General features: G+C 52.1%; 20 protein-coding genes. 4 read left to right on the plus strand and 16 right to left on the minus strand.

What is annotated here, in order from left to right; translation table 11 throughout:
* Positions 1–17: 17 nt before the first annotated feature.
* The gene (locus ACJJIW_RS10210) at positions 18–3,137 is read right to left on the minus strand and encodes an efflux RND transporter permease subunit (RefSeq protein ID WP_444937260.1); all 3,120 of its coding nucleotides are present in this window, start codon (positions 3,135–3,137) and stop codon (positions 18–20) included.
* A gap of 120 nt (positions 3,138–3,257) precedes the next feature.
* Positions 3,258–4,376, minus strand: coding sequence for an efflux RND transporter periplasmic adaptor subunit (locus ACJJIW_RS10215; RefSeq protein WP_444937261.1), 1,119 nt, complete (start codon positions 4,374–4,376; stop codon positions 3,258–3,260).
* Between the two features lie 134 nt (positions 4,377–4,510).
* Between ACJJIW_RS10215 and ACJJIW_RS10220 the strand changes: the two genes are divergently transcribed.
* Positions 4,511–5,143: a TetR/AcrR family transcriptional regulator gene (locus ACJJIW_RS10220; protein WP_413663250.1), complete on the plus strand. Its 633-nt coding sequence runs from the start codon at positions 4,511–4,513 to the stop codon at positions 5,141–5,143.
* Here ACJJIW_RS10220 and ACJJIW_RS10225 read toward each other — a convergent pair.
* From ACJJIW_RS10225 to ACJJIW_RS10235, 3 genes are read right to left on the minus strand one after another with little or no spacing between them, the layout of a single operon-like run.
* Positions 5,124–5,588 carry a GFA family protein gene (locus tag ACJJIW_RS10225; protein ID WP_444937262.1) on the minus strand — a complete coding sequence of 155 codons (465 nt, stop codon included), beginning with the start codon at positions 5,586–5,588 and terminating at the stop codon, positions 5,124–5,126. The genes ACJJIW_RS10220 and ACJJIW_RS10225 overlap by 20 nt on opposite strands.
* A gap of 59 nt (positions 5,589–5,647) precedes the next feature.
* Positions 5,648–6,409 carry an ABC transporter permease gene (locus tag ACJJIW_RS10230; RefSeq protein WP_444937263.1) on the minus strand — a complete coding sequence of 254 codons (762 nt, stop codon included), beginning with the start codon at positions 6,407–6,409 and terminating at the stop codon, positions 5,648–5,650.
* Positions 6,406–7,371: an ABC transporter ATP-binding protein gene (locus ACJJIW_RS10235; protein ID WP_413663247.1), complete on the minus strand. Its 966-nt coding sequence runs from the start codon at positions 7,369–7,371 to the stop codon at positions 6,406–6,408. The genes ACJJIW_RS10230 and ACJJIW_RS10235 overlap by 4 nt, the downstream gene beginning before the upstream one ends.
* Positions 7,372–7,410: 39 nt before the next feature.
* Between ACJJIW_RS10235 and ACJJIW_RS10240 the strand changes: the two genes are divergently transcribed.
* Positions 7,411–7,683: a hypothetical protein gene (locus ACJJIW_RS10240; RefSeq protein WP_282931342.1), complete on the plus strand. Its 273-nt coding sequence runs from the start codon at positions 7,411–7,413 to the stop codon at positions 7,681–7,683.
* Positions 7,684–7,902: 219 nt separating this feature from the next.
* Here the strand turns inward: ACJJIW_RS10240 and ACJJIW_RS10245 are convergent, their stop codons facing one another.
* On the minus strand, positions 7,903–8,058 hold the full coding sequence (locus ACJJIW_RS10245) for a hypothetical protein (protein WP_282931343.1): 156 nt from the start codon (positions 8,056–8,058) through the stop codon (positions 7,903–7,905).
* Positions 8,059–8,142: 84 nt separating this feature from the next.
* Between ACJJIW_RS10245 and soxR the strand changes: the two genes are divergently transcribed.
* Entirely contained in the window at positions 8,143–8,631 is a 489-nt protein-coding gene (gene soxR, locus ACJJIW_RS10250; RefSeq protein ID WP_282931344.1) for a redox-sensitive transcriptional activator SoxR, read from the plus strand.
* A 93-nt stretch (positions 8,632–8,724) separates the two neighbouring features.
* Here the strand turns inward: soxR and ACJJIW_RS10255 are convergent, their stop codons facing one another.
* The 3 genes from ACJJIW_RS10255 to ACJJIW_RS10265 all read right to left on the minus strand — a co-directional run bounded on the left by ACJJIW_RS10255 (position 8,725) and on the right by ACJJIW_RS10265 (position 10,630).
* Positions 8,725–9,450 (minus strand): dienelactone hydrolase family protein, encoded by a 726-nt coding sequence (locus tag ACJJIW_RS10255; protein WP_282931345.1) that lies wholly within the window; start codon positions 9,448–9,450, stop codon positions 8,725–8,727.
* A gap of 80 nt (positions 9,451–9,530) precedes the next feature.
* Complete coding sequence (locus tag ACJJIW_RS10260; protein WP_282931346.1) at positions 9,531–9,944, minus strand: VOC family protein; 414 nt, start codon at positions 9,942–9,944, stop codon at positions 9,531–9,533.
* Between the two features lie 83 nt (positions 9,945–10,027).
* Positions 10,028–10,630, minus strand: coding sequence for a LysE family translocator (locus ACJJIW_RS10265; RefSeq protein WP_444937264.1), 603 nt, complete (start codon positions 10,628–10,630; stop codon positions 10,028–10,030).
* A 375-nt stretch (positions 10,631–11,005) separates the two neighbouring features.
* Between ACJJIW_RS10265 and ACJJIW_RS10270 the strand changes: the two genes are divergently transcribed.
* On the plus strand, positions 11,006–11,938 hold the full coding sequence (locus ACJJIW_RS10270) for a LysR family transcriptional regulator (protein ID WP_444937265.1): 933 nt from the start codon (positions 11,006–11,008) through the stop codon (positions 11,936–11,938).
* Between the two features lie 99 nt (positions 11,939–12,037).
* Here the strand turns inward: ACJJIW_RS10270 and ACJJIW_RS10275 are convergent, their stop codons facing one another.
* The 7 genes from ACJJIW_RS10275 to ACJJIW_RS10305 all read right to left on the minus strand — a co-directional run bounded on the left by ACJJIW_RS10275 (position 12,038) and on the right by ACJJIW_RS10305 (position 23,216).
* Positions 12,038–14,800: a nitrate reductase gene (locus tag ACJJIW_RS10275; protein ID WP_444937266.1), complete on the minus strand. Its 2,763-nt coding sequence runs from the start codon at positions 14,798–14,800 to the stop codon at positions 12,038–12,040.
* Complete coding sequence (gene nirD, locus ACJJIW_RS10280; RefSeq protein WP_413663240.1) at positions 14,800–15,246, minus strand: nitrite reductase small subunit NirD; 447 nt, start codon at positions 15,244–15,246, stop codon at positions 14,800–14,802. The genes ACJJIW_RS10275 and nirD overlap by 1 nt, the downstream gene beginning before the upstream one ends.
* Positions 15,247–15,333: 87 nt before the next feature.
* On the minus strand, positions 15,334–17,871 hold the full coding sequence (gene nirB / locus ACJJIW_RS10285) for a nitrite reductase large subunit NirB (protein ID WP_444937267.1): 2,538 nt from the start codon (positions 17,869–17,871) through the stop codon (positions 15,334–15,336).
* A 270-nt stretch (positions 17,872–18,141) separates the two neighbouring features.
* On the minus strand, positions 18,142–19,923 hold the full coding sequence (locus ACJJIW_RS10290; protein ID WP_444937268.1) for a bifunctional protein-serine/threonine kinase/phosphatase: 1,782 nt from the start codon (positions 19,921–19,923) through the stop codon (positions 18,142–18,144).
* Positions 19,913–21,376 (minus strand): NarK family nitrate/nitrite MFS transporter, encoded by a 1,464-nt coding sequence (locus ACJJIW_RS10295; protein WP_444937269.1) that lies wholly within the window; start codon positions 21,374–21,376, stop codon positions 19,913–19,915. Before ACJJIW_RS10295 ends, ACJJIW_RS10290 begins: the two co-directional genes overlap by 11 nt.
* 180 nt (positions 21,377–21,556) lie before the next feature.
* Entirely contained in the window at positions 21,557–22,621 is a 1,065-nt protein-coding gene (locus ACJJIW_RS10300; protein ID WP_444891958.1) for a CmpA/NrtA family ABC transporter substrate-binding protein, read from the minus strand.
* Between the two features lie 7 nt (positions 22,622–22,628).
* Positions 22,629–23,216: an ANTAR domain-containing response regulator gene (locus ACJJIW_RS10305; protein WP_282931354.1), complete on the minus strand. Its 588-nt coding sequence runs from the start codon at positions 23,214–23,216 to the stop codon at positions 22,629–22,631.
* Positions 23,217–23,386: the final 170 nt, after the last annotated feature.

Raw genomic sequence — 23,386 nt, forward strand, 5'->3', positions numbered from 1 at the left:
TGGATTACCCGGTGAGTTTAATCTGTAGTGGCATTCGGGGTCATGGGCCCGCCAAATTCAGGGCTGTTTTCCACCGCCTCTTCATTGTGTTCTTCCCGCACTCGGAACCAAGCGGCATAGAGTGCTGGCAGGAACAGTAGGGTGAGTCCGGTTGCGACAATCAACCCCCCCATAATGGCGACCGCCATAGGGCCAAAGAAGTCACTGCGGGACAGTGGAATCATTGCCAATACTGCAGTCAGTGCGGTCAAAACAATCGGCCTGAAGCGTCTTACCGTCGACTCGACAATTGCATCCCAGGGGCTGAGGCCCTGGCTGATATCCTGCTGTATCTGGTCCACCAAAATCACCGAGTTACGCATAATCATTCCCGCCAGGGCGATGGTGCCCAGCATGGCGACAAAACCAAAGGGCTTGCCAAACAGCAGCAGGAACAGGGTAACGCCAATCAGGCCCAGGGGAGCGGTGAGGAATACCATGGTGGACAGGGACATACTGCGCAATTGCAGCATCAGCAGGGTAAAGACCACCAGTACGAACAGTGGCATACCGGCATTGACCGATTCTTGTCCCCGCGCAGATTCTTCCACGGTACCACCTACTTCCAGCAAGTAGCCCGGCGGTAATTTATCGCGAATGGATTGAAGCTGAGGCCACACGGCATTGACGACGGTCGCCGGTAACTCTTCCCCATAAATATCAGCGCGCACGGTAACGGTGGGCAGCCGATCCCGGTGCCAGATAATGCCTTCCTCAAAACCGTATTCCAGGGTGGCAATCTGGTTCAGGGGGACACTGCGACCGCTGTCGGTTTGTACCGCGAGGTTGCCCAACTGGCGCAGGGCATAGCGATCGTCTTCATTACCGCGCACACGCACGTCGATCAGCTCGTTATCTTCCCGGTATTGGCTCACAGTGATACCGGTCAAGGAGCTTTGCAGAGCCTGGGACAAGGTTGCACTGTTGACGCCCATGGCGCGAGCGCGGTCCTGGTCGATATTGAGGTTGATAGATTTACTCGGTTCTTCCCAATCCAGGTGCACGTTGGTCACCTGTGGATTGTCCCGCAGGCGCTCGGCCACTTCCCGAGCCAGCCCCCGCACTTCGCGAATATGTTCGCCGGACAAGCGGAACTGCACCGGGTAGCCCACGGGTGGGCCGTTCTCCAGGCGGGACACACGGCTGCGCAGGGTGGGGAATTCCTCATTCATCGTATTGATTAGCCAGCTGCGCACTTGCTCGCGTTCTTCAACGCTGCGGGTCATCACAACAAACTGGGCGAAACTGGCAGCGGGCAGTTGCTGGTCCAAAGGCAGGTAGAAGCGCGGGGAGCCGGTGCCCACATAGGCCACGTAATTTTCCACCTGATCGTTTTGTGCCAGCAGGGTTTCCAATCTTTTGGCCTGGTGCTCGGTGGATTTCAGCGAGGCACCTTCGGCCAGCTTCAGGTCCACCATCAATTCGAGGCGTCCGGAAGAGGGGAAGAACTGTTGCGGAACCAGTTTGAACAGAGCGAGCGAGCCGACAAAAATCGCCAGGGTGGCCGCGATCACTGTTTTGCGATTGCGCAGGCACCAGGTAATAAAGCGGCGGAAGCGCTGGTAAAAGGGTTTCTGGTAGGGGTCTTTGACTTCACCGCCGTGGCCGTGTCGCGCCAGGTTTGGCAGCAGGTAGTGGCCCAGATAGGGTACGAAGACCACGGCGGCAATCCAGGAAACGATTAGCGACAGGGTGACCACCTGGAAAATAGATCGGGTGTATTCACCGGTACCGGACTGGGCGGTGGCAATCGGTAAAAAACCGGCGGCGGTAATCAATGTACCGGTGAGCATGGGAAAAGCGGTACTGGTCCAGGCGAAGCCGGCGGCTTTTAGCCGGCTGAGCCCCTGCTCCATTTTTATCGCCATCATCTCCACCGCGATAATGGCGTCGTCCACCATCAAGCCCAGGGCGAGTACCAGTGCCCCCAGCGAGATCTTGTGCAGGCCGATATTGAAGTAGTACATCAGCGCGAAGGTCATCGCCAATACCAGTGGGATCGACAGCGCCACAATTAATCCGGGGCGGCTGCCGAGGGAGAAAAAACTCACCAGCAGTACGATACCCAGGGCTTCAGCCAGCACTTGCAGGAATTCGCCAACGCCGCGTTTTACTGCTGCCGGTTGGTCGGAGACCTTGCGCAGTTCCATACCTATGGGCAGATCTTCCTGTAGTCGGGCAAAGGTTTCGTCGAGGGCTTTACCCAACTTTAAAATATCTCCCCCTTCCTTCATGGACACGGCGAGGCCGATGGCATCCTCTCCCATAAAGCGCATGCGGGGCTGGGCCGGATCGCTAAAGCCGCGGTGGACCTGGGCGATATCTCCCAGGCGCTGGGTGCGGCCATCTGCGGTAATAGGAAACTGGCGTATTTCATTGACGGAGGTGAACTGTCCGCTCACACGAATGCGCACCCGGTCGCTGACGGTATCCACAAAGCCGCCATCGGTGACCTGGTTTTGCGCTTGCAGGGCGTTTTGAACCGCAGACAGTGGAATGCCCATGGAGGCCAATTTGGTGTTGGATATTTCCACCCAAATTTTTTCGTCCTGCAGTCCCAGTAACTCGACCTTGCCTACATCCTTAACTCGCTGAAGGGCCAGTTGCAGCCGCTCAGCGTAGTCCTTCATCAGTGCGTAATCGAAGCCACTGCCGGTGAGGGCATAAATATTGCCGAAGGTGGTGCCAAACTCGTCGTTAAAAAATGGGCCCTGGATATCCGGCGGCAGGGTGTGGCGAATATCCCCCACCTTTTTGCGCACTTCATACCAGAGATCCGGAATGTCACGGGAGTGCATATCGTCCCGGGCAACAAACAATACTTGGGATTGTCCCGGACGGGAAAAAGAGGAGATACGCTGGTAGTCACCGGTCTCCAGTAATTTCTTTTCTACCCGTTCGGTAATCTGGCGGGACACATCCTCGGCACTGGCGCCGGGCCAGACGGTGTTGATCACCATCACCTTAAAGGTAAAGGGTGGATCTTCACTTTGCCCCAATTGGGTATAGGAAAAGGTTCCCAGCAGTCCCAGGACGATCATTGCGTAAAGCACCAACGGGCGGTTTTTCAAGGCCCACTCGGAGAGGTTAAAACCCATGGCAGTTTCTCTGTTTCAAGGGCGGCTCTGCTGTTCGCGGCCGCACTTTGGAAATTGTTATCGAGGCTTTATTGGGAATTAATTTGCGCGGGCAGGCATTATTGTTCCCGCGCCTTTAATTTATTCCTGATGGGCGAGAGACGGCCCCTGTTCGATGGGGCGGTTCATACGGTCCACAGGGCGCACCACCATACCTTCCTGCAATAAATGGGTACCTGCGGCCACAATCCAGTTATTGCGTTCCAACCCGGAAAATACCGAGACAAACTCCTCACCGTAGGGGCCCAGGCTAACCGGGGTTTTATGCAGTGTTTTTGTCTCTGGATTTAATACCCATACAAATGCGGCGCCATCGTCGGCACTGACTGCTGACATCGGAACTTGCAGTACATCAGTTTTTTCCGCCCTGGGGACAAATGCCCGTGCACTCTGGCCGATTTCTACACCGCTCACTTTATTTTCGAAAGCGACCCTGGCTTCAAAGGTGCGGGATATGGGATCGGCTGCCGGCGATAGTTCGCGGATGCGTGCGGGGAAAGATTGGCCCGGTTGGGACCAGAGTTCGACAGTTAGCGGTTGCCCCACTTTAAAGCGGCTGATGGATTGTTCCGGCAGGTCGATACGCACTTCCCGTTCACCATCGGCTGCCAGCTCAAAAATGCCTTGTCCTGCGGCAACGACCTGGCCGGCCTCGGCCATGCGGCGGGCGATCACGCCACTTTCCGGCGCCTTGAGTACGGCGTAGGCAGCCTGGTTGCGGGCAACATCCAGCTGTGCCTTGGCCTGCTGTAGTCGCGCTTCGCTGGCTTCGAATTGGGTTTCTACGGTATCGAATTGGGAGAGGCTCACCAGCTGCTTTTCCAATAGCTTGCGGTGGCGCGAGAGTTCACTGCTAGCCAGGCGCTGGTCTGCCTCGGCGGAAGTATGGCTGGCGCGGGCTGAATCCAGTTGTAGTAGCAGGTCTTCAGTGTCCAGTTCCGCCAGGGGCTGGCCCTGTTCCACACGGTCGCCGACATTTACCAGGCGCCGCTGGATTTTCCCGCCGATACGGAAGGCCAGTGCCGGCTCGAAGCGGGCTCTTACCTCACCGGGATACACATCGGTTTGGGCGCTGGCCAGGGTGGGGCGGACCATAACAGCGGGGCGCGGTTTGGTTTCTTGTTCCTGGGATTCAGAGGGGGCACAAGCGCTCAGCAAAAGGCTGAGTGAGAGCGCAGCGAGGATTAGCATTCGGTACATATTGGCTTCCTTCCCCGGCGCTGGCGCGTCGAGGCAGATCCGTGACTGGGTCAAGCATGGCCGGGCGGCCATCAATGTTATACTGGCGAGTATAGTATATTTAATGAACTAACGAGTCTAGTATATGGAGAGCTATGTCTGAGCAGACCCAGACGGCCGCCCAGCGCGGTCGCCCCAAGGATCCGGTGAAACGCCAAGCCATTCTGGATGCCGCCCGGGACCTGTTTTTATCCCACGGTTTTGCCGCTACCAGCGTGGATGCGGTGGCCTCGGCCGCGGGAGTATCCAAACTTACGGTCTACAGCCACTTCTCCGATAAGGAGACGCTCTTTAGCGCCGCTATTGCTTCTCGCTGCGAAATGATGATGCCCCTGCCCATCTTTGCTTTAGAAGAGGGGGAATCGGTAGAGCAGGTCCTGGAGCGTATTGGCGACGCTTTTATGGGGATGGTGGAGAGCGAGGATAGCGTGCGTCTGTTACGCCTTTTGTGTGCCCTGGCATCCCAGGAGTCGGAAATGGCCCAGCTATTTTTTGACGCCGGTCCCCAGCGGATTTTGGGGGAGATAGAGCAGCTACTGCGCAGAGCCAATCAGTTACAGATGTTGAAGGTGGATAATCCCGCCGTAGCGGCGGAAGATTTTATCGGCTTGTTGCTGGGTTGCCACCATATGCAGGTCTTGATCGGTTGCCGACAAATGTCGACACAGGAAGAGCGCCGTGAGCGCGTACAAAAGGCGGTGAGAACCTTTATGTGTGCCCACCACTAGCGCCGGGATTATTGCCTGTATTCTTGGGCTGTTCCGCCATCGCGGGGCACAGGACAATATCAGTGGCTACCTGGAGCCACTCAGGTTTGTTGCGGCTGTAAACATAGCGCTCGGGATAAATAAACTCCGGTGCATCAAAGGCGCCGCCGCCAAAGCCCCGATATTCGGGTAGGAACTCCAGTGTCCAGGTGAGCGTGCTGCCGCAATCGGGGCAGAACTGGCTCTTTATCCAGCGACCGGCATCGGAGTAAAGAGTGTGAGTTTGCAAATGGCCCTGAAGAAAGGCTATTTGTTTCTTTTTGAAGTAGACCGATAAGCCGATGGGGCTACCGCTGCGCTTTCTGCACCACTGGCAAGAGCACAGGCTGACCCGGCGAGGGGAGCCGAGGGCGCGAAAGCGCAGTTGCCCGCAAACGCAGCCCCCTTCGTGATATTCCTCCACCATGCTAAGTCCACCGCTGTACCGCCTTTACTAAGGTTGGCACAGCGGCGTGGGGGGAGGAATCAGGTTTTGATGCGGTATCCGGTGCGGAAAATCCACCAGACGGTGGTGAGACACAGCACCAGAAAGAGCAAAGTCATGCCGATACTCAGCCCCAGGTTAACATCGGCTACGCCGTAAAAAGCCCAGCGGAAGCCGCTGATCAAATAAACTACCGGGTTGAACAAGGTAATTTTTTGCCACATTTCCGGCAGCATACTGATCGAATAAAATGCACCGCCGAGAAAAGTGAGCGGCGTAATAATCATCAGCGGAATAACTTGCAGCTTCTGAAAGTCATCGGCCCAAACTCCGATAATAAATCCGAACAGGCTAAAAGTGACGGCAGTCAGCGCGAGGAATGTCAGCATCCACCAGGGGTGTACAATTTCGTAATCCACAAAAAAGCGAGCGGTCAGCAATATCAACAGCCCTAATAAAATGGACTTTGTCGCTGCGGCACCCACATATCCGGTGACGATTTCGAATGAGGATATGGGAGCGGACAGTACTTCATAAATGGTGCCGGAAAATTTAGGAAAAAATATTCCGAAAGAGGCGTTGGAAATACTCTCGCTGAGCAGTGCCAGCATTACCAATCCTGGAATAATAAAGGCCCCATAACTGACTCCGTCGATATTCCCCATACGCGATCCAATCGCCGCACCAAACACAATAAAATAGAGAGATGTGGAGAGCACCGGTGAGGCGATGCTCTGCATCAGGGTGCGCCAGGTGCGGGCCATCTCAAACTTATAGATGGCGCCAATTCCATACCAATTCATGCCTGTGCCTCCTTGCTGAGCTGCTCTTCCCGTTCAAGGCGGGCACCGTGAACCAAGTTGACGAAAATTTCCTCCAGGGAGCTTTCCCGGGTGTGTAAATCGCGGAATTCAATATTGGCGGCATTTAAACGGCGCAGAAATTCCGCAAGACCAGTGTCTTCACTTTTGATATCAAAGCGGTAAACCAGCTGGCTGCCATCGCTGCTGAGACTGAGTGGCAGGTCAGCGAGACTCTCTGGAATTTGTTGCAGTGGTGTGGGCAGTTGCAGGCTGAGTTCTTTCTCCCCCATTTTCTTCATCAGTGCATTTTTCTCCTCAACCAGAACCAGTTGGCCGTGATTGATAACACCGACACGATCGGCCATTTCCTCGGCCTCTTCGATATAGTGGGTGGTGAGGATAACGGTTACTCCCGACTCTTTCAGTTCGCGCACCATTTGCCACATATCCTGGCGCAGCTCCACATCGACCCCGGCGGTGGGTTCGTCGAGGAAGAGCACATTGGGCTCGTGGGATAGCGCTTTGGCGATCATCAGGCGGCGTTTCATTCCTCCTGAAAGCGTAATAATTTTGTTATCTTTTTTCTCCCATAGGGATAGCTGCCGTAGAATTTTCTCCAGATAGGCGGGATTGGGAGCCTTGCCGAATAGACCGCGGCTGAATTTCACTGCCGCCCAAACGGTTTCAAAGGCATCGGTGGATATCTCCTGGGGCACCAGACCAATCTCATTGCGGGCATTGCGATAGTCCCGCTGAATATTGTAACCATTGACAGTGACCTCACCGCAGCTCGGATTTACGATGCCGCAGATAATGCTGATCATGGTTGTCTTGCCCGCGCCGTTGGGGCCGAGCAAGGCAAAGAGTTCTCCCCGCTGAATTTCCAGGTCGATATTCTTCAGGGCGGTAAACCCCTCGGCATAGGTTTTTCCCAAGCCTTTGATAGAAATAATCGATTCCACTTTTTCTCCTTGCCAAAATTACCGTACGGCTTTGGCTGTGTGTTGTCAGGTGGATTTATCGGGCAGAAAGGAGGAATACCTTTCCTGTCGGATCAGTTTCCCGATCCCAGCCCGGAAGTATATGCCAATGAGAATTCTTTTTTAATTTTAATGATGTATATCAAAGCAGCGCTGGATGCGGCGAACATCAAAATTAAAGCCATGGATGAAAATGCACTGGAATATCCCATGTTATCAATCCAGGGCTGGCTGATGAAAGGCGAAATAAATTGCCCAAGAAAAATTCCAGTCGTCAGAAATCCAGCCTGCTAATGGAGCGCAGAGGGCGATGCTCAAAGCGGGCAGGGTCACTACCAGTCGGCTCCACAAATCACTATTGGGTGTCCCTGAGAAATACTGCTGCAGTGCAGGTAGTGACGGGGCTACAGTGGCCCCCGACATGATAGTGAGTGCTGCCAGGCACAGTAATGTGATACGGCTCTGAGACGGTATCCCGCTGGTCGTGTGCTTCATGATTATTAGTCGCTGCTTCTAGGTCCCAGGGTTTCTCTTCGCGGTATCTCCAGACTCGCGTATTTCATTAGCAAATTTGGGGTTCAGGCTTGCAGCTGCCACTAGTAGTAAGAACAGGTTTGGGGTGGCTTGACCGGCTGGTTGCGCAACGCCGTTTGCTTGGTGCTTTTCCATCACTTTTCTCCCTCGCTTGCATTAGGTTGCGCAGCAGTGTAAAACCTCAACTAATGTTTAGGTCAATGGTTGGTGGGCATTTTTATGGCAGCTGAAGAATCGGCCGAAAAAGGAGCGGTAAAGTCAAAGCAAATCAAGCGGGAGCTGACTGTTGGCGAGGTGGCCGAGCGCAGCGGCGTGGCAGTCAGCGCCCTCCATTTCTATGAAAGCAAAGGCCTGATTGCCAGCTGGCGGACCTCCGGAAATCAAAGGCGTTACTCACGGGATGTGTTGCGCCGAGTGGCCATTATCAAGGTGGCCCAGAGTACCGGGATTCCATTGTCGGAAATACGCGAGGCCTTCGGGGAGCTTCCCAATAAGCGCACGCCCAATGCGGGGGATTGGTCATCACTCTCTTCTCACTGGCGTGAAGAGTTGGATCAGCGTATCCAGCAGTTAACCAAGTTGCGCGATGACCTTGAGGGATGTATTGGCTGCGGTTGTTTGTCTATGCAGAAATGCCCTTTACGGAATCCTGGGGATGAAGCTGCGGAGCAGGGAGGGGGAGCTCGCTATTTGGATTTGACCGAGTAGGAAAGTGGTAGCAATACACGAGTACTGCTACCAACTCGCAAGGCGTACCTTTATCACTGCTAAAAGGTTGCTAGCGGTTTTCCGACGCTCACCTCAAGAGAAAATTTTCTCGTAAAATGCCAGCGTTCCCCGCCAAGCATCCTCAGCAGCTTCACGGTTATAGGCCAGCGGTAGGCCGAATTTTTCTCCACGGTCTGTCGCACAAGGGTTGGTAAATCCGTGTAGGACTCCAGGGTAACTGACCAGAGTTAACTTTGCGTTGGACTCTTGCATCTCAGTTACAAACTGGCCGACCTGGTCCGGTGGGACCATCACATCGGCGCCACCGGTGTAGACTTGTATTTCGGGTTTGATAGGTTCGTTCTGTGCAGGCGTACTTCTAGCCAGGGCGCCGTGGTAACTGACAACGCCGCGCAAGTCTACTCCAATTCGAGCCATGGCGAGTACGACTCCGCCGCCAAAACAATAGCCCTGTGCTGCGATCTGGTCCGGGTCTGCTAGGGGCTGTTGCTGGAGCAGTGATAATGCTGTGCGAAAGCGCGCCTCGAGGGCCACCGGATCTTTCAGGGCTTCATCCCTGAACTGTTGTGCCTCCTGTGGATCATCGGTCTGTTTGCCTGCGCCAAACATATCTACCGCAAAAGCGAGGTAGCCGCAGTTGGCCAGTTTCTCCGCCTGCTCGCGGACAAAGGCATTGTGACCCCACCATTCGTGTACCAGTAAAACCCCCGGCCGTTTGTTACTGATATTTTCATCCCATGCGAGATATCCGCAAAAAGTGTCACCGTTTACGGTGTAGTCAATTACTTCCGCTTCCATAGTGAATCGCCTGGCTGATCGAGAAAGAGTCGTTGGGAAACCGGTAAGGGCCCGGCTACTCCGCAAGCGTGGCACAAACTTCAGTTGTTGCCAGTGGGTGGTCCTTTCAGCTCAATCACATTGTCCTCGGGATCTGAGATGTAAATTGACAGGCCAATTCCATCGGCGCCAAAGCGTTCTTCTGCTGGCGAAAACTTTACCTGTTCCTGCGCTAAAAAGGCTTGAATACTCTCCGGATTAAAGGGTTCAACCCGGAAGCAAAAATGATCCAGGTTCCGCCCTTCCTTTCCTGGTGCTGCTCCCCCTCTCTGGCCTATAGGTTTATCAACTGGCACTAAATCTATCATGCAAGTGCCTGCGCGGAGTTGGTAGAGGCCAATATCGTCCCGTTGGCGCACAATGCTGCATCCAAGAATATTTTGGTAAAAGTCGAGCATGGGTTTTAGAGATTGGACACGCAATACAATATGGTCAATATGGTGGAGCTTAATCATAGGCGGCCCAAGCTTAGTTTTTACTAAGACTAGGTGGACCCTAAGGTAGTTGTCGAGTGAATTAAATGTTAGAGATTTTCTAGTTAATCTGTAAAAGTCTGGCTGTAGAGAAGGTAGGTAGCGCAAATAATCAGAAGGCTCCCCATGGATCTGTTAAATACTTTGCGCCGGTGTTGACTCCCTAATAGTAAGCTAGCTCGATCTCCGGCAATAGCCCAAGTACTTAATGATATGTAGCAAACCAGAAAGTAAATCAGGGTAAATGTGAGTAAATTGCTGTGGTTATCGCTGCTGGAGAAAATAGCCACTCCAGAAAGGCAGGCGATCCAGGCCTTTGGGTTAAACCATTGCAATAAAAACCCCTGGTAAAAGCGTGGCTCCTGTAACCGCTCAATATCTGCATGATTAGCAGGTGCAGCCGCTGTTTGGTAGCCGATAAAGGCCACATAAATTGATCCTGGTATCGCAACATATCGTAGTAACTGGGGATAAATTTCTATTACCTGATAGAGCCCAAGGCCCATAGCTGCAAGTAACAGTGTAAAGCCTATTGTGGCTCCTGATACAAAGGGCAAGGTGCGGATAAATCCATAATTCACCCCGGAGGAAATGATAACCATATTGACCGGCCCCGGTGTAATGGACATAGCCAGGGAAAACCCAAACATAGCAAGAAGTAGTGACATTCGCTGCTCCTGGCAGTTATCAATTGTTTGGAGACTTTAATGGCCTGGTAGGAAAATGATTAGATACTTAAAACTGAAATATATTGTTTATAAAAATTTACTTACTAAAAAGGGAGAAGGAAAGAATACATTGAACTCGGGACCCTATGAGGCATGGATGCCGATTAGGAGCTTACAGGGATGTATTCACTGCGTGTCTCGAGTACGGTGCATTCTTTCCTTTCACCCCAGTAGTAAGTATGGACGAGTGTGCTGCATGAGACTGGATGCCGATTAGGCGCTAACAGCAATATATTCACAGATCTTCGCAAGAGCGGTGTATTCTTTCCTGTTGACCCAGAAGTATCTTTAGAGAATTCATAGGGAGTTGCTATTGTGCTAAAGGATATTCGCTATTTACTGGTGTTTGCCAAGGTTGTGGAAAGCGGCTCTTTTAGAGGCGCTTCTTCGGAACTGGATATTTCTGTCGCCAGCGTTAGTTCCTATGTGGCGAGGTTGGAGGAAAGTCTTGGCGTTGCGCTCTTGTATCGCAATACCCGCAAGTTGTCCCTGACCGAAGATGGGGAAAAGATTTATAAAACGGCACAGAATATATTGGATTTGTACGCCGATGGTCTCGGAGAATACAAAGCGCGAGAGGAACGCAGTATCAGTCGGCTTAAAATTGCAATCCCCGCCGTTTTGATCCACAGCCGCTTGCTGAGCAAAATAGTGGACTTTGTCCGGCGGGATCTGGCTATTCATTTACAACTTCAATGCAGCGACCAGCACGAGGATGTAATTGGCGGTGGTTTTGACTTGGCAATTCGCCTGGGTAATATGCCTGACAGCAATTTGAAAGCGCGTAAGATATTTGAATTGGAGCGGGTGTTAATTGCCAGTGGCGATATGCTGGATCGTTATGGTTTTCCGGGTCATCCTCGCGACCTTGCTGTCTGGCCCTGGATTGGGCTGGCCATGCGGCCCAATCACCGGCAATTTCTAAATCGGCAGCAGGGCGAATATGAAGTTAGCTACACTCCGGTAGCGACTGTCGACAGCGTTGAAGCGGCTTATCGACTGACGAGCTGTGGCCTGGGACTATCGGCGCCACCTCGATTTTTAATAAGCGCACAGGATGATGTACAAGAGTTATTGCCAGACTGGCAGCTTCCGAATTTACCCGCCTATGCAGTTAGGCCTTCAAACGGAGTCTCCGAAGGTCCTATACAGAAACTGATTGATTATTTGGCCGATAGTGATACCCAGCTTGCTGCCTGCCATCCTCGCGATTTAACGCAAAAGCTAGCTGCAGAAGCGGTTGATTGATTGTCCCGGAAGGTTCTCAATAGCTCGGTAGAGGCCTCTGCCGTCAAGGTTGGTCACTTGCGGGCAGAGGTTCTTTTATTCATGGGGGAATTTAAAACCTTACTGCGGAATAAATTCCTGAACCATATTTATTTGGGCATTACTGCTTATTTCTACCGGATCTTGCTTTATCGGAGTTGACTCCATGGATGTGTCTTCAGAGGCATTAACTGTGCGAATAATACTGGCGATTTCTGGTTTGCAGGAACCGCAGCTGGTACCGCAGCCAAGAGTTTCTCCCAGTGCTTCGACGGTGTTAATGCCCTGGGCGATGGCTTCCTCTATCTGTGGCCGGGATATCTGGAGGCAGGTACAAATCATCTTCACACCGGGCTTTATGGGATGAAGCAATTGCCCCGGTGATTCAGGCAGGGGAGTGGCCAGGTAGTTTTCCAGGTGCTGTCGGCTGGGTAATTGGTGCCAGTCTCTACCAGAGAAAATCAGAAGTTTTAAGCTATTATCGTAGGCTATCCAGCGCTGACTTTTAGGGGTAACCAATTCCTGCCAGAACAATTGGGGCTGCTCGTCCATTATCTTGGATGCCAGTTCCCGCCCGTGGATAAGTTGGTTTGCGGCAATTTCATAGCGAAAGCCATTTTCCAAGGGGACTCGATACCAGTGCAGGATACTGCTGTCGTTGGACTGCTGTAACCAATCCCATACTCTATCGGCAGTCTCTTCGGCACAGATCATTGTGGCAAAGTATTCAGCTGCCAGGGGACTGACATTGACGGGAACCTGTTTGAATTCAGGTTGACCGGAATAGGGATCAATACTGGAGTCCGCCAGGGCACTGGGCTTGGAATCCTGTGAGAAGGTTTCACTCCAGTGAATGGGGGCAAAGATCTCCCCTCTTTTTTGCCCGCCGTTGAGAGCGGCGCGGCCGACCATTTTAGATGAGGCGCTGTTTAACCGAACTAATTCCCCATCTTTAACCTGGAAGCGAGCGGCATCCTTGGGGTTTATTTGTATTTCCGGCAGTTCGCTGTGATCGAGTAATTTTCTTACCCGCCCGGTTCGGGTCATGGTATGCCACTGGTCGCGCATACGGCCGGTATTGAGCCATATAGGATACTCGCCACTGATCTGCTGTTCCGGAGGCTGCGGCGTTATGGGGATAAAGCGAGCACGCTTGTCCGGGGTAAAAAACTGTCCACTGGTGAATAAGCGTTTGCACCCGGCTGGATGCTCCTGGTTGACCGGCCACTGTACCGGGGCCAGTGCATCGTATTCACTGCGATTGATATTGGCGAGTGCGGAGATATCAAAAGCCCTGGAGCCGTGGTTTTCGAAGCCGGAAAGCTGGGCGTGCTCACGAAAAATATCGGCGGGGTGTGAATAATTAAACTGATCTCCATAACCAAGATGCTGGGCCAGTCCGCACAGGGCTTGCCAGTCGTGGCGAGCTTCTCCCGCTGGGGATAAAAATCCACGTTGCCGAGAGATACGTCGTTCTGCATTGGTGACAGTGCCGTTTTTTTCTCCCCAGCCCGTTGCGGGAAGTAGCAAATCGGCACAGCGAGCGGTATCGGTATTGGCAATGCAGTCGGAGACAATAACCAACGGGCATTTCTGTAGTGCGGCTTTGACTCTATCGGCTTCGGGCATACTGACGGCGGGGTTGGTAGCCATAATCCAAATGGCTTTAATTTTTCCGCTTTCTACCGCGCGGAACATATCCACAGCCTTCATTCCTGGCTTGGTAGCAATTTGATCGGAATTCCAGAATCGTGATACCCGGTCAATATCCTGCTCGTTAAACTCCATATGCGCGGCGAGGGTATTGGCAAGTCCGCCCACCTCGCGTCCACCCATCGCGTTGGGTTGGCCGGTAATAGAAAATGGTCCTGCACCAATTTTGCCCACGCGTCCGGTGGCTAAATGGCAGTTTATGATTGCGTTGTTTTTATCAGTGCCGCTGCTGGACTGATTGATTCCCATGGAATAAAAACTAATGGTTTTTTCTGTTGCTGCAAATGCCTGAAAAAATTCCAATAGTTTTTCGATAGATATGCCACAGGTAGCCGCAGTTAATTCTGGTGACCAGTCTTGAGCCGCAGCTAAGGTATCGGCAAATCCCTGTGTATGATTTTTTATATAGCCGGTATCTAGATAATAGTGCCGGCTGAGAAAACGCAGTAGTCCATTGAATAGTGCCGCATCAGTGCCGGGTTTAATTGCCAGGTGCAGATCTGCCATTTCACTGGTAGCGCTGCCACGGGGGTCGATAACGACAAGCTTTGCAGCACCTGCCTGCATTCGCTGGAATAAGATCGGATGTGTCCAGGCTGCATTGGAACCGACAAGCACGATAAGTTCAGCCTGTTCCAGATCCTCATAGGAGCAGGGAACCGCATCGGCACCAAATGCGCGTTTATATCCCACCACTGCAGAGGCCATACAAAGCCGGGAATTGGTATCAATATTGGCAGAGCCAATAAATCCCTTCATTAACTTGTTGGCTACATAGTAGTCTTCGGTGAGAAGCTGACCGGACAGATAAAAAGCTACCGAGTCAGGGCCATGGTCGCGAATTGTCTGCTTAAAGGCATCGGCCATATAAGAAAGCGCAGTATCCCAGTCACAATCTTTTCCGTGCAGGCGAGGGTGCAGGAGACGGCCGTGTTCGCCCAGCGTTTCGCCGAGCGCAGAACCTTTTACGCACAATTTGCCGAAATTTGAAGGGTGCTGGGAGTCGCCACTAACAGTAATCGCTGTAGTATTTACGCGCTCTTCCCTGTTAACCGAAACCCCACAACCGACACCACAATAGGGGCAGGTAGTGCAGGAGCGGTGCGCGCTCAGAAATTCCTGTACTGCCATTACTGTAGCTTATTGTTGCCGATGTAAACCGTGTTCCCACTAAATGCCAGCGGGTAGGTGGCAAGCTTGATATCGCTGTCTTCCATGCAGACTCCATCGCTAAGGCGGAAATGGTTTTTATACATTGGGGAAGCAATGGTTAATTCCCCTTCCAACTCCGCAATAATTCCTCTTGCAATCACACCAGCTTGTGCGATTGGGTCCCAGTTGTCAACGGCATAAAGCTGTTGTTCCTGGTCGGGTAAAAAAAACAGGGCGATGCTTCTTTGATAGACAGTTTTAGTCACTGTATTCAAAGCCTTCGTTGGGTATACGGAGGTATCGCCCCAAAGCGCACATACCCCAGAGTTGGTGACCAAATCTGATCGCTGACAGATTGGAGACCATTGGGGGTGGGTTATGGCAACTGAATTTGGGGGAGTTTCTTGCAGGGCAGCCAGGCTCATAATAATTTCCTCACAATGGATGGAAAGGATTCAAAAGCAATTTATTAATAACGGTATAACTGGCGGCTTGCGCCGCCGGGTGAAGCTTTAGGCGGATTCGGCTGTTTCCACTAGCTCGTCAGTGGTCGCCGGACGCGGTTGTCCGCGCTCTTTAACGAAAACAATCTTTTCGTCGGTTTCGTTGCTATTAACGAATTGACGGAAGCGCTTGAGTTTTTCCGGATCGTTAATGGCTGTTTTCCATTCGCACTGGTAGGTGTCTACTACTCGGGCCATCTGGGCTTCCAGCTCAGCACAAATCCCCAGCTTGTCATCGATAATGACTTCGCGCAGGTAATCCAGGCCGCCGTCAAGATTTTCCAGCCACACAGATGTGCGCTGTAATTTATCGGCGGTGCGCACATAGAACATCAGGAAACGGTCGATATAGCGGATAAGGGTTTCGTCATCCAAGTCGGTGGCGAACAAATCTGCATGGCGGGGGCGCATGCCACCGTTGCCACAAACAAATAGATTCCAACCTTTTTCAGTGGCGATAACCCCGACATCTTTGCTTTGAGCCTCAGCGCATTCACGGGTACAGCCGGAAACGGCCATTTTTATTTTGTGTGGAGAGCGTAGTCCCTTGTAGCGGTTTTCTACTTGAAGGGCCATTGAAACGCTGTCCTGAACTCCAAAGCGACACCAGGTGCTACCAACACAAGACTTAACCGTGCGCAGGGATTTGCCGTAGGCATGGCCGGTTTCAAATCCTGCATCAATCAGCTCTCGCCAAATTTCCGGTAGCTGCTCCAGGCGCGCGCCAAACAAGTCGATACGCTGGCCACCGGTAATTTTGGTATAGAGGTTGTAGCGTTTGGCGACTTCGCCGATCACTATTAATTTTTCCGGTGTGATCTCGCCGCCGGGAATACGCGGAACTACGGAATAGCTGCCGTTTTTCTGCATATTCGCCATAAAAGTATCGTTGGTGTCCTGTAAGCCGACGTGAGTCTGCTCCAGAATATGTTCATTCCACAGGGAGGCAAATATGGATGCGGCCGCAGGTTTACAAATTTCACAGCCGCGCCCTGAACCGTGTTTACTTAATAATTCACTAAAGGTTTTTATTTCTTCCACCTGGATAATGTGGAATAACTCCTGGCGGGAGAAGGGGAAGTGCACGCATAAGTGATTGTTCACTTCCATGCCGAGCGCCGCTAGCTCTTCATCGACAATACTTTTCAGTAGCCCAGCACAACCACCGCAACCTGTAGATGCTTTTGTTACATCCTTAACATCAGCCAGTGAGTGGCAGCCACCGGCAACGGCGTCGATAATCTGGCCTTTACTTACATTGTGGCAGGAACATACGGTAGCCGAAGCGGGGAGTGCAGCAGCACCCAGCCCGGGAGTGGCGCCATCGGTTGCCGGTAAAATTAATTGTTCCGGGTGTTCGGGCAGATCAATATCGTTGAGGTGATATTGCAGCAGGGTATCGTAGTCATCCGTATCCCCCACCATCACCGCACCCAGCAGCTTTTTGCCCTCGCTATCGGTGATCATACGTTTGTAAACACCGCTCTGCTCGTCTACAAAAGTAATAGCGGCAGCGCCGTTGGTGCGACCATGGGCATCGCCAATAGAGCCGACCTGTACACCCAGGAGTTTCAGCTTGGTGCTCATGTCAGCACCGTTAAAACTTTCCTCTCCACCGGTCAGTTGAGCGACAGCAGTACGCGCCATGCTGTAACCGGGAGCGACCAGGCCAAAAATTTTCTGATCGTAAAGTGCGCATTCGCCGATAGCGAAAATATTCGGGTCTGAAGTACGGCAGCAGCTGTCAATTACGATCCCGCCGCGTTCGCCAACTTCCAGCCCGCTGGATTTTGCCAGTTCATCCTGGGGGCGAATGCCTGCGGAGAAAACAATCAAATCGGTAAGCAGTTCTTTATCTCCCTTGAACTGCATACGTAGGCGGCCGTCTACTTCTTCAATCAATTCCGTGGCAGTACTGGTGTGTACCTGAACCCCGAGTGCTTCAATTTTTGTTCTTAATAGGGCTGAACCACCTTCATCCAACTGAGTGGCCATAAGGCCTGGGGCGAACTCGACAACGTGGGCTTCAAGTCCCAGGGCTTTCAGGGCATTGGCAGCTTCCAGGCCCAGTAGGCCACCGCCGACAACTACACCACTTTTTGCACTGGCGGCAATCGAGCGGATGGAATCGAGATCTTCCAGGGTTCGATATACAAAGCAGCGCTGGTGTTGATGACCGGGTATTGGCGGAACAAAAGGGTAGGAGCCGGTGGCAAGTATTAATTGGTCGTAAGAGAGGCTGGCTCCACTTGCCGCAGTAATTGTTTTATTGTCCCGATCAATTTGCACCACTTTGTCATTGAGCAGGATATTAAAACCCCACTGCTGATACTGCTCCAAGTTTCCCATGGACAGGTCTTCAGCTGTGCGTCCGGCAAAGTATTCGGAAAGGTGGACCCTGTCATAAGCGGGACGGGGCTCTGCACAGAATATGGTGATATCAAACTGGTTGGCGAATTGATGGTTGGCGAGCTGTTCCAGGAAATGGTGCCCGACCATACCGTTGCCAATCACAATCAGCTTTTGAGGTTTAACATTTGCCTTCATTTACAATCCTGCCGTCTCAATTCGTTTTATTCGGCAGGAAGAGGGCCCGTCTGAAATGGCAAGGGCGTCTCCTCTTCTGCCGAAGAGTACAGGCGCCGTTGCCTCGTAATGGGGGAATAATTTGTTGGTAATTAAATACATTCAATCTCTATGCCAATTTTATTTTTAGTAATAAAGGGGGTTTGGCCTGATTGTCCACAATTTTTGCGACAAAGTGGTGCATTTAATTAATTTTCTGCGCTGTAAATGTGCTTATTCAAATCTTATGTATTAGCGCCAAAAGAAGTAGAGCAGATGAGAGAGCAGTAGAATTAAAGTTAGTAGCTGCCAGACAAGAACCGGATTTCTTTCTAGCAGGGGACGGCTTTGGGGGGCTTTAAATTCCGGGCTGGGAGATTGCAGATCCTGGATAAATTCTGACAATGCGTTGTAGCGCTTTTTAGGATCAGGAGCACAAGCCTTTTGTAGGGCGCTATCAATCCAGTAGGGAATATCTTTGCGGTGTGCGGATGCGCGAGTAAAGCGCATTTGGTTATAGTTCTTTAAACGGTAGTGGTAGCTGCCAAAGCGCTCGGGATAGGGATATTTGCCCGTGAGCAATTCATAAGCAATGATTCCCAGGGAAAAGATGTCTGATCGATGGCTGGCGCTATCCCCAAAAAAGAATTCCGGAGCTGCATAATTCTTACTGCCGGGCGCTGTTTCACCAGATAGATGTAATTGCTCTCTGAGCCCTGGGCCATCGGCACCACCGAGATCAATGATTGCCAGGCGCCCGTCGTTGCGCATCATAATATTCTCTGGCTTGAGATCGCCGTGAACGATCTCCAACCGCTGTAAACTTCGCAACGCACTAACCAGTTGTCCCATTAGCCCCCGCACTTGGGGAATTTGAGGTTGTGGATGTAATTGCATCCACTGACGCAAAGTCTGTCCTTCAATATATTCGAGAATATGATAGAGACAGTGCCTTTCAGAGGTCGGAGCGAAAACTTTAATAACTCCTGGATGGGAAATTCGTCGCCCGGTCCACTCCTCAGCAATAAATCGTTCGATGTAGTGGGGGTCATCACAGAAATTAACCGAGGGAGTTTTTATCACCCGCAATGCTTCGGTATTGAGGTCTCGGGCCAGATAGAGATGGCTGCGGCTGCTGGCATGTAATTCCTGTAAAACAAGAAAGTTGTCGAGCTTTTGGCCTGGGCGCAGATCAGGTGCGAACGGGAGTTCGCGATTGCGCATAGCCAATTCATCGCACTGAGGCAGCCCTACATAATTTATCCGGCAAGTGACAGCAGTCAGGTTATCGGTGGAGCCCGCTTTCAGAGCAGCATCAATAAGCCCTTGTGGGGTTGAGCTGGAAAAATTAAGCAATAATTCAATTAACTCTGTCTCAGGCAGAAAATCGTGAATACCATCGCTACTCACCAGGAAAATATCCCCGGGTTGCAGTTCCTCACAGCGGTAGTCCACTTCAATATGGGCATCCATTCCCAGGGCGCGGCTCAAAAAGGTGCGTCCAGGTCCGAGGCTGTGGCTGTGATCGCTACTCAAGCACTCTAATTTCCTGTCGCGGAGTCGGTAGATCCGGGAGTCGCCGATGTGAACCAGGTGTGCGCTGGTGCCTTTGAAAATAACGGCAGAAAAAGTGGTCAACCAACCCCGTTTAATTTCGGCACTGCCGCCACTCTGTCGAAATAGCCAGCTATTGAGCGAGTGCAAAACCCGCGCAACAGCGTGCTTTGTCGACCAGGTTTGCGGGGTGCTGTAATAATCGGAAAAGAATCCATTGATGGCAGCGCGGGCTGCTTCACCGCCGGCTTCTGCATTGGCAACACCGTCGGCTACTGCGGCAAGGCTGCCGTGGCGCTGTAATTCAGCGCCTTCGGGAAGCCTCACTGCGCAGGCGTCGTCATTGTGTTGGCGAAGTCCGGCGCAGGAGGCAGTGAACAGTTGCAGGGCATCTTCTTTATCGCCCTGCGAACTGTCACTGGCAGCGAACCCGGATTCTTTTGTGCTCGCTGCAGTGGGTAGATCGTTATTAGGCAACATCGATCATGGATACGCTGCCATCCGGGTGTACTTCTGCCATTTGTCCCTCCGGTTCTTCCAGTAGAAGCAGGGCGGCAAAGCCGAGCAATGCGGTAGCGCAGATTACCAGGAAAAAGACCTGGTAAGACACCATGCTGAGAACGGTGAGATAGAAAACGGCTCCGACATTGCCGTAGGCGCCAGTCATGCCGGCAATCTGCCCGGTTAGGCGGCGTTTGATCAAGGGCACCACTGCGAATACAGCGCCCTCACCAGCTTGCACAAAGAAGGAACAGGCCATGGCAGCGGCGACCGCCAGGTACAGGGGCCACTCGGCATCGATCATGCTCATAGTGAAGTAACCCAGAGCCAGGCCAGCGGTGAGGATCAGCAGGGTAGGTTTGCGGCCCCAGCGGTCGCTAATCAATCCGCCGGCAGGGCGTGACATGAGGTTCATAAAGGCATAGGCGGAGGCCAGCAAGCCAGCTTTTACCGGGTCCAGTGTAAAGGTCTCGGAGAAGAACAGGGGCAGCATGGAAACCACAGCCAATTCGGAACCGAAAGTCGCGAAGTAGAGCAGATTCAAAACTGCTACTTGCTTAAACTTATAGCGGTGTACCGGTGCTGGTGGGTTGCTGAGTACTTCACGGTTAATACTGTAGGTTTTATACGCGTCCAGAAGATACAGTAATACCAGGCCTGCATAGATCAGGTTGGCAGTAAGGTTGGATATTAATGCAACGCCGCTGGATAATTTCCAGGTTAGCAGAGCCAGTGCCGCATACATGGGCACTTTCATCACCAGAAGCAGGATAAAATCCCCGGGACTGGTGACTTCCATAGCACCAATTTTTTTTGGCTTGAAATAGGTTGACCCCTTGGGCGTATCAGTCACAGAGAAGTAATAAACTACGCTGTAAACCAGTGCGATTGCACCGGTGAGGCCAATGGCGTAGCGCCAGCCGTCGTCACCGCCAAAAAACAGGGCGATGGTGGGTAGGGACATGGCCGCTGCGGCTGAGCCAAAATTTCCCCATCCCCCGTAAATACCCTCTGCGGTACCCAGCTGTCGAGCCGGGAACCACTCGGACACCATGCGGATACCTACAACAAAACCTGCACCAATAAAGCCCAAAAGGAATCGGCCAATGGCTGCTTGCACAAAATTGTCTGCCAGGGCAAAAATAAAGCAAGGCACACTGCCGATTGCCAGTAATAGCGAATAGGTGAGTCTGGGGCCATATTTATCAGTGAGCATCCCGATTACAATGCGTGCGGGAATTGTCAGGGCCACGTTTAAAATAAGTAGGGTTTTGACCTGGTCCGGAGTTAATGAAAGGCTTTTCGCAATTGCCATTAACAGTGGTGCGTGGTTAAACCAGGCAAAGAAAGTGATAAAGAAGGCCACCCAGGTTAGGTGGAGCACTTTTATCTTCCCGCGGAACGAGAATAGATTGAGTGAGTCACTGGACATGCGCATTTCCTTTGTTTGCTAATTCCGCAGGCACAAAAAAAGCCCACAGCTGCAGCCGCTTGACTGCAGACGATGGACTTCGTTGCCCGTTATATTCGGCGAACAACCGCTTCACCGCGCTGATGCGCCTGAGGGAAGGCAATTGCATCATCGAATTATTTCCATTCAATTAATGTGCCACTATTTTTTTGCGAGCAGGAAATCCACTGTCTGCCGATAGAGGTCTGGACGATAGGCTTCTGCTGCACGGAGTGTCGAACTCCCCAGGTCTGAATACATCTCCAGCAGCTGCCGTGCTTTTTCCTGAGTTGGACGCCCGCAGTCGTTATCAATATGGGCAAAGAGGTGCCAGCCGGGATTGGCGAGAATCTCCCGGTCCCGGTGGTAGAGAATCTGGTCATTGAGGGAGCGCTGAATCAGCTCCTCAGGCAAGTTGAGGTATTGCCCCAGGGACAAGAGCTTGGCAGCTTCGGCTCTGTTTGCGCGTGCGGCAAGCCAGGTACAGGCTTTGAGAAGAGCGGCCCTTAGGGCCAGGTGGGTCGCAGGGTTGGCTTGGTGCCAGCTTTCAGTGACTGTCAGCACTTTTTCCGGCATAGCTGGCAGCAGTGTATTACAGGCTGCAATGACTACGCCGGACCCTTTGTGGGCGGCCAGGGAGTTCCAGGGTTCGCCTACACAATAGCCATCGATAACGCCACTGTGGAGGTTTTCCAGCATTTGTTCAGGCGGTAATACCACCAGTTTTATATCCCGGTCCGGGTCGATATCGGCAGAGCGCAACCAGTATCTTAATTGCAAGCTATGACTGGAGAATGGATAAACCGTGGCGAGCCTGACAGTAGGTGGGTATTTATTGTCGTGCAGGTAGCGCTTTAGCGCCAAGGCTATATCACTTTGTGAGTCACCTTCACAGTAATTTTGCAGGCGTTCGAATAATTCTGCGGAAAGGGTAATAGCATTACCATTGCAGCTGAGAATTAATCCACTTAACAAGCGTTCGTGGCAATTGGGTAACGCTTGTTCAAGTGTCAGGGGCATAGGAGCGAGCATTGCTGCAGCATCTGCTTTGCGCGCAATTAACTTGTCTCGCAGGGTGGCCCAGCTTGTTTCTTTTTGCAGCTGTACCTTTAATCCATATTCTTGGAAGTAGCCTAGCTCCTTGGCGACAATCAGCGGTGCGCTGTCGGTCAGGCGCAGGTAAAGCAGTTTGATGATCTTTTTTTCCGGGCACAGAAGGGCTGACATCGGTACTCTAATGCTCTTTCTGAAAATATTGGATTACTTGCTCGGCAACTGTATGGATGGTCGAGTTGCTGTTCATCGCGAGATTGCGCAAGGTCTTATGGGCATCCTCTTCACTGAGGTTCTTCTTGGCCATTAATAGCCCTTTGGCCCGCTCGATCGCTTTTCGCTCTGTGAGTTGCTGCTGGGTGCGCTCGAGAGACTGACGCAATTGCTGGAAATGTTTAAATTGTGCCATAGCGATTTCGATCGCCGGTGCCACGCGCTCAGGAGTCATTCCCTCGGCCATATAAGCGCTTACCCCGGAGTCGACTGCACGACTAATAAAGTCTGCGTTGCCGCTACCTGAAAACATAGCCACTGGGGTTGGCGCCTCACGATTGACTATGGCCAGGCTTTCCAGGATATCCCTGTCCGGGGATTCGATGTCTATCAGCACAATATCTGGACGGTATTTTTCCACCTGGAAGAGGAGGCCTTCGGCACTGTTGATCTGGGCGAGAATGCTGTAGCCAGCAGCACGTAATCGCTCACAAACCAAGTGGGCGCGCTCGGGATTGTCATCGACCAGCATGATTCCAGGGCTTGGATTAGTCACAATTTACTGCGGCACTCATCTAATAATTTTTATTGGGCTTTACCAACTTTTAATCAATAGTTGTGCCAAATACGCAGAGGTGGGGGAGTGGATATATGTCTCTAATTCCATGAGATAAATCTGATGTTACTGCTTTTTCCTGGTGCGACATTCTGCGGATATTGTTTTTT

This window comes from Microbulbifer maximicatervae (SeqCode) (genome assembly GCF_052467815.1).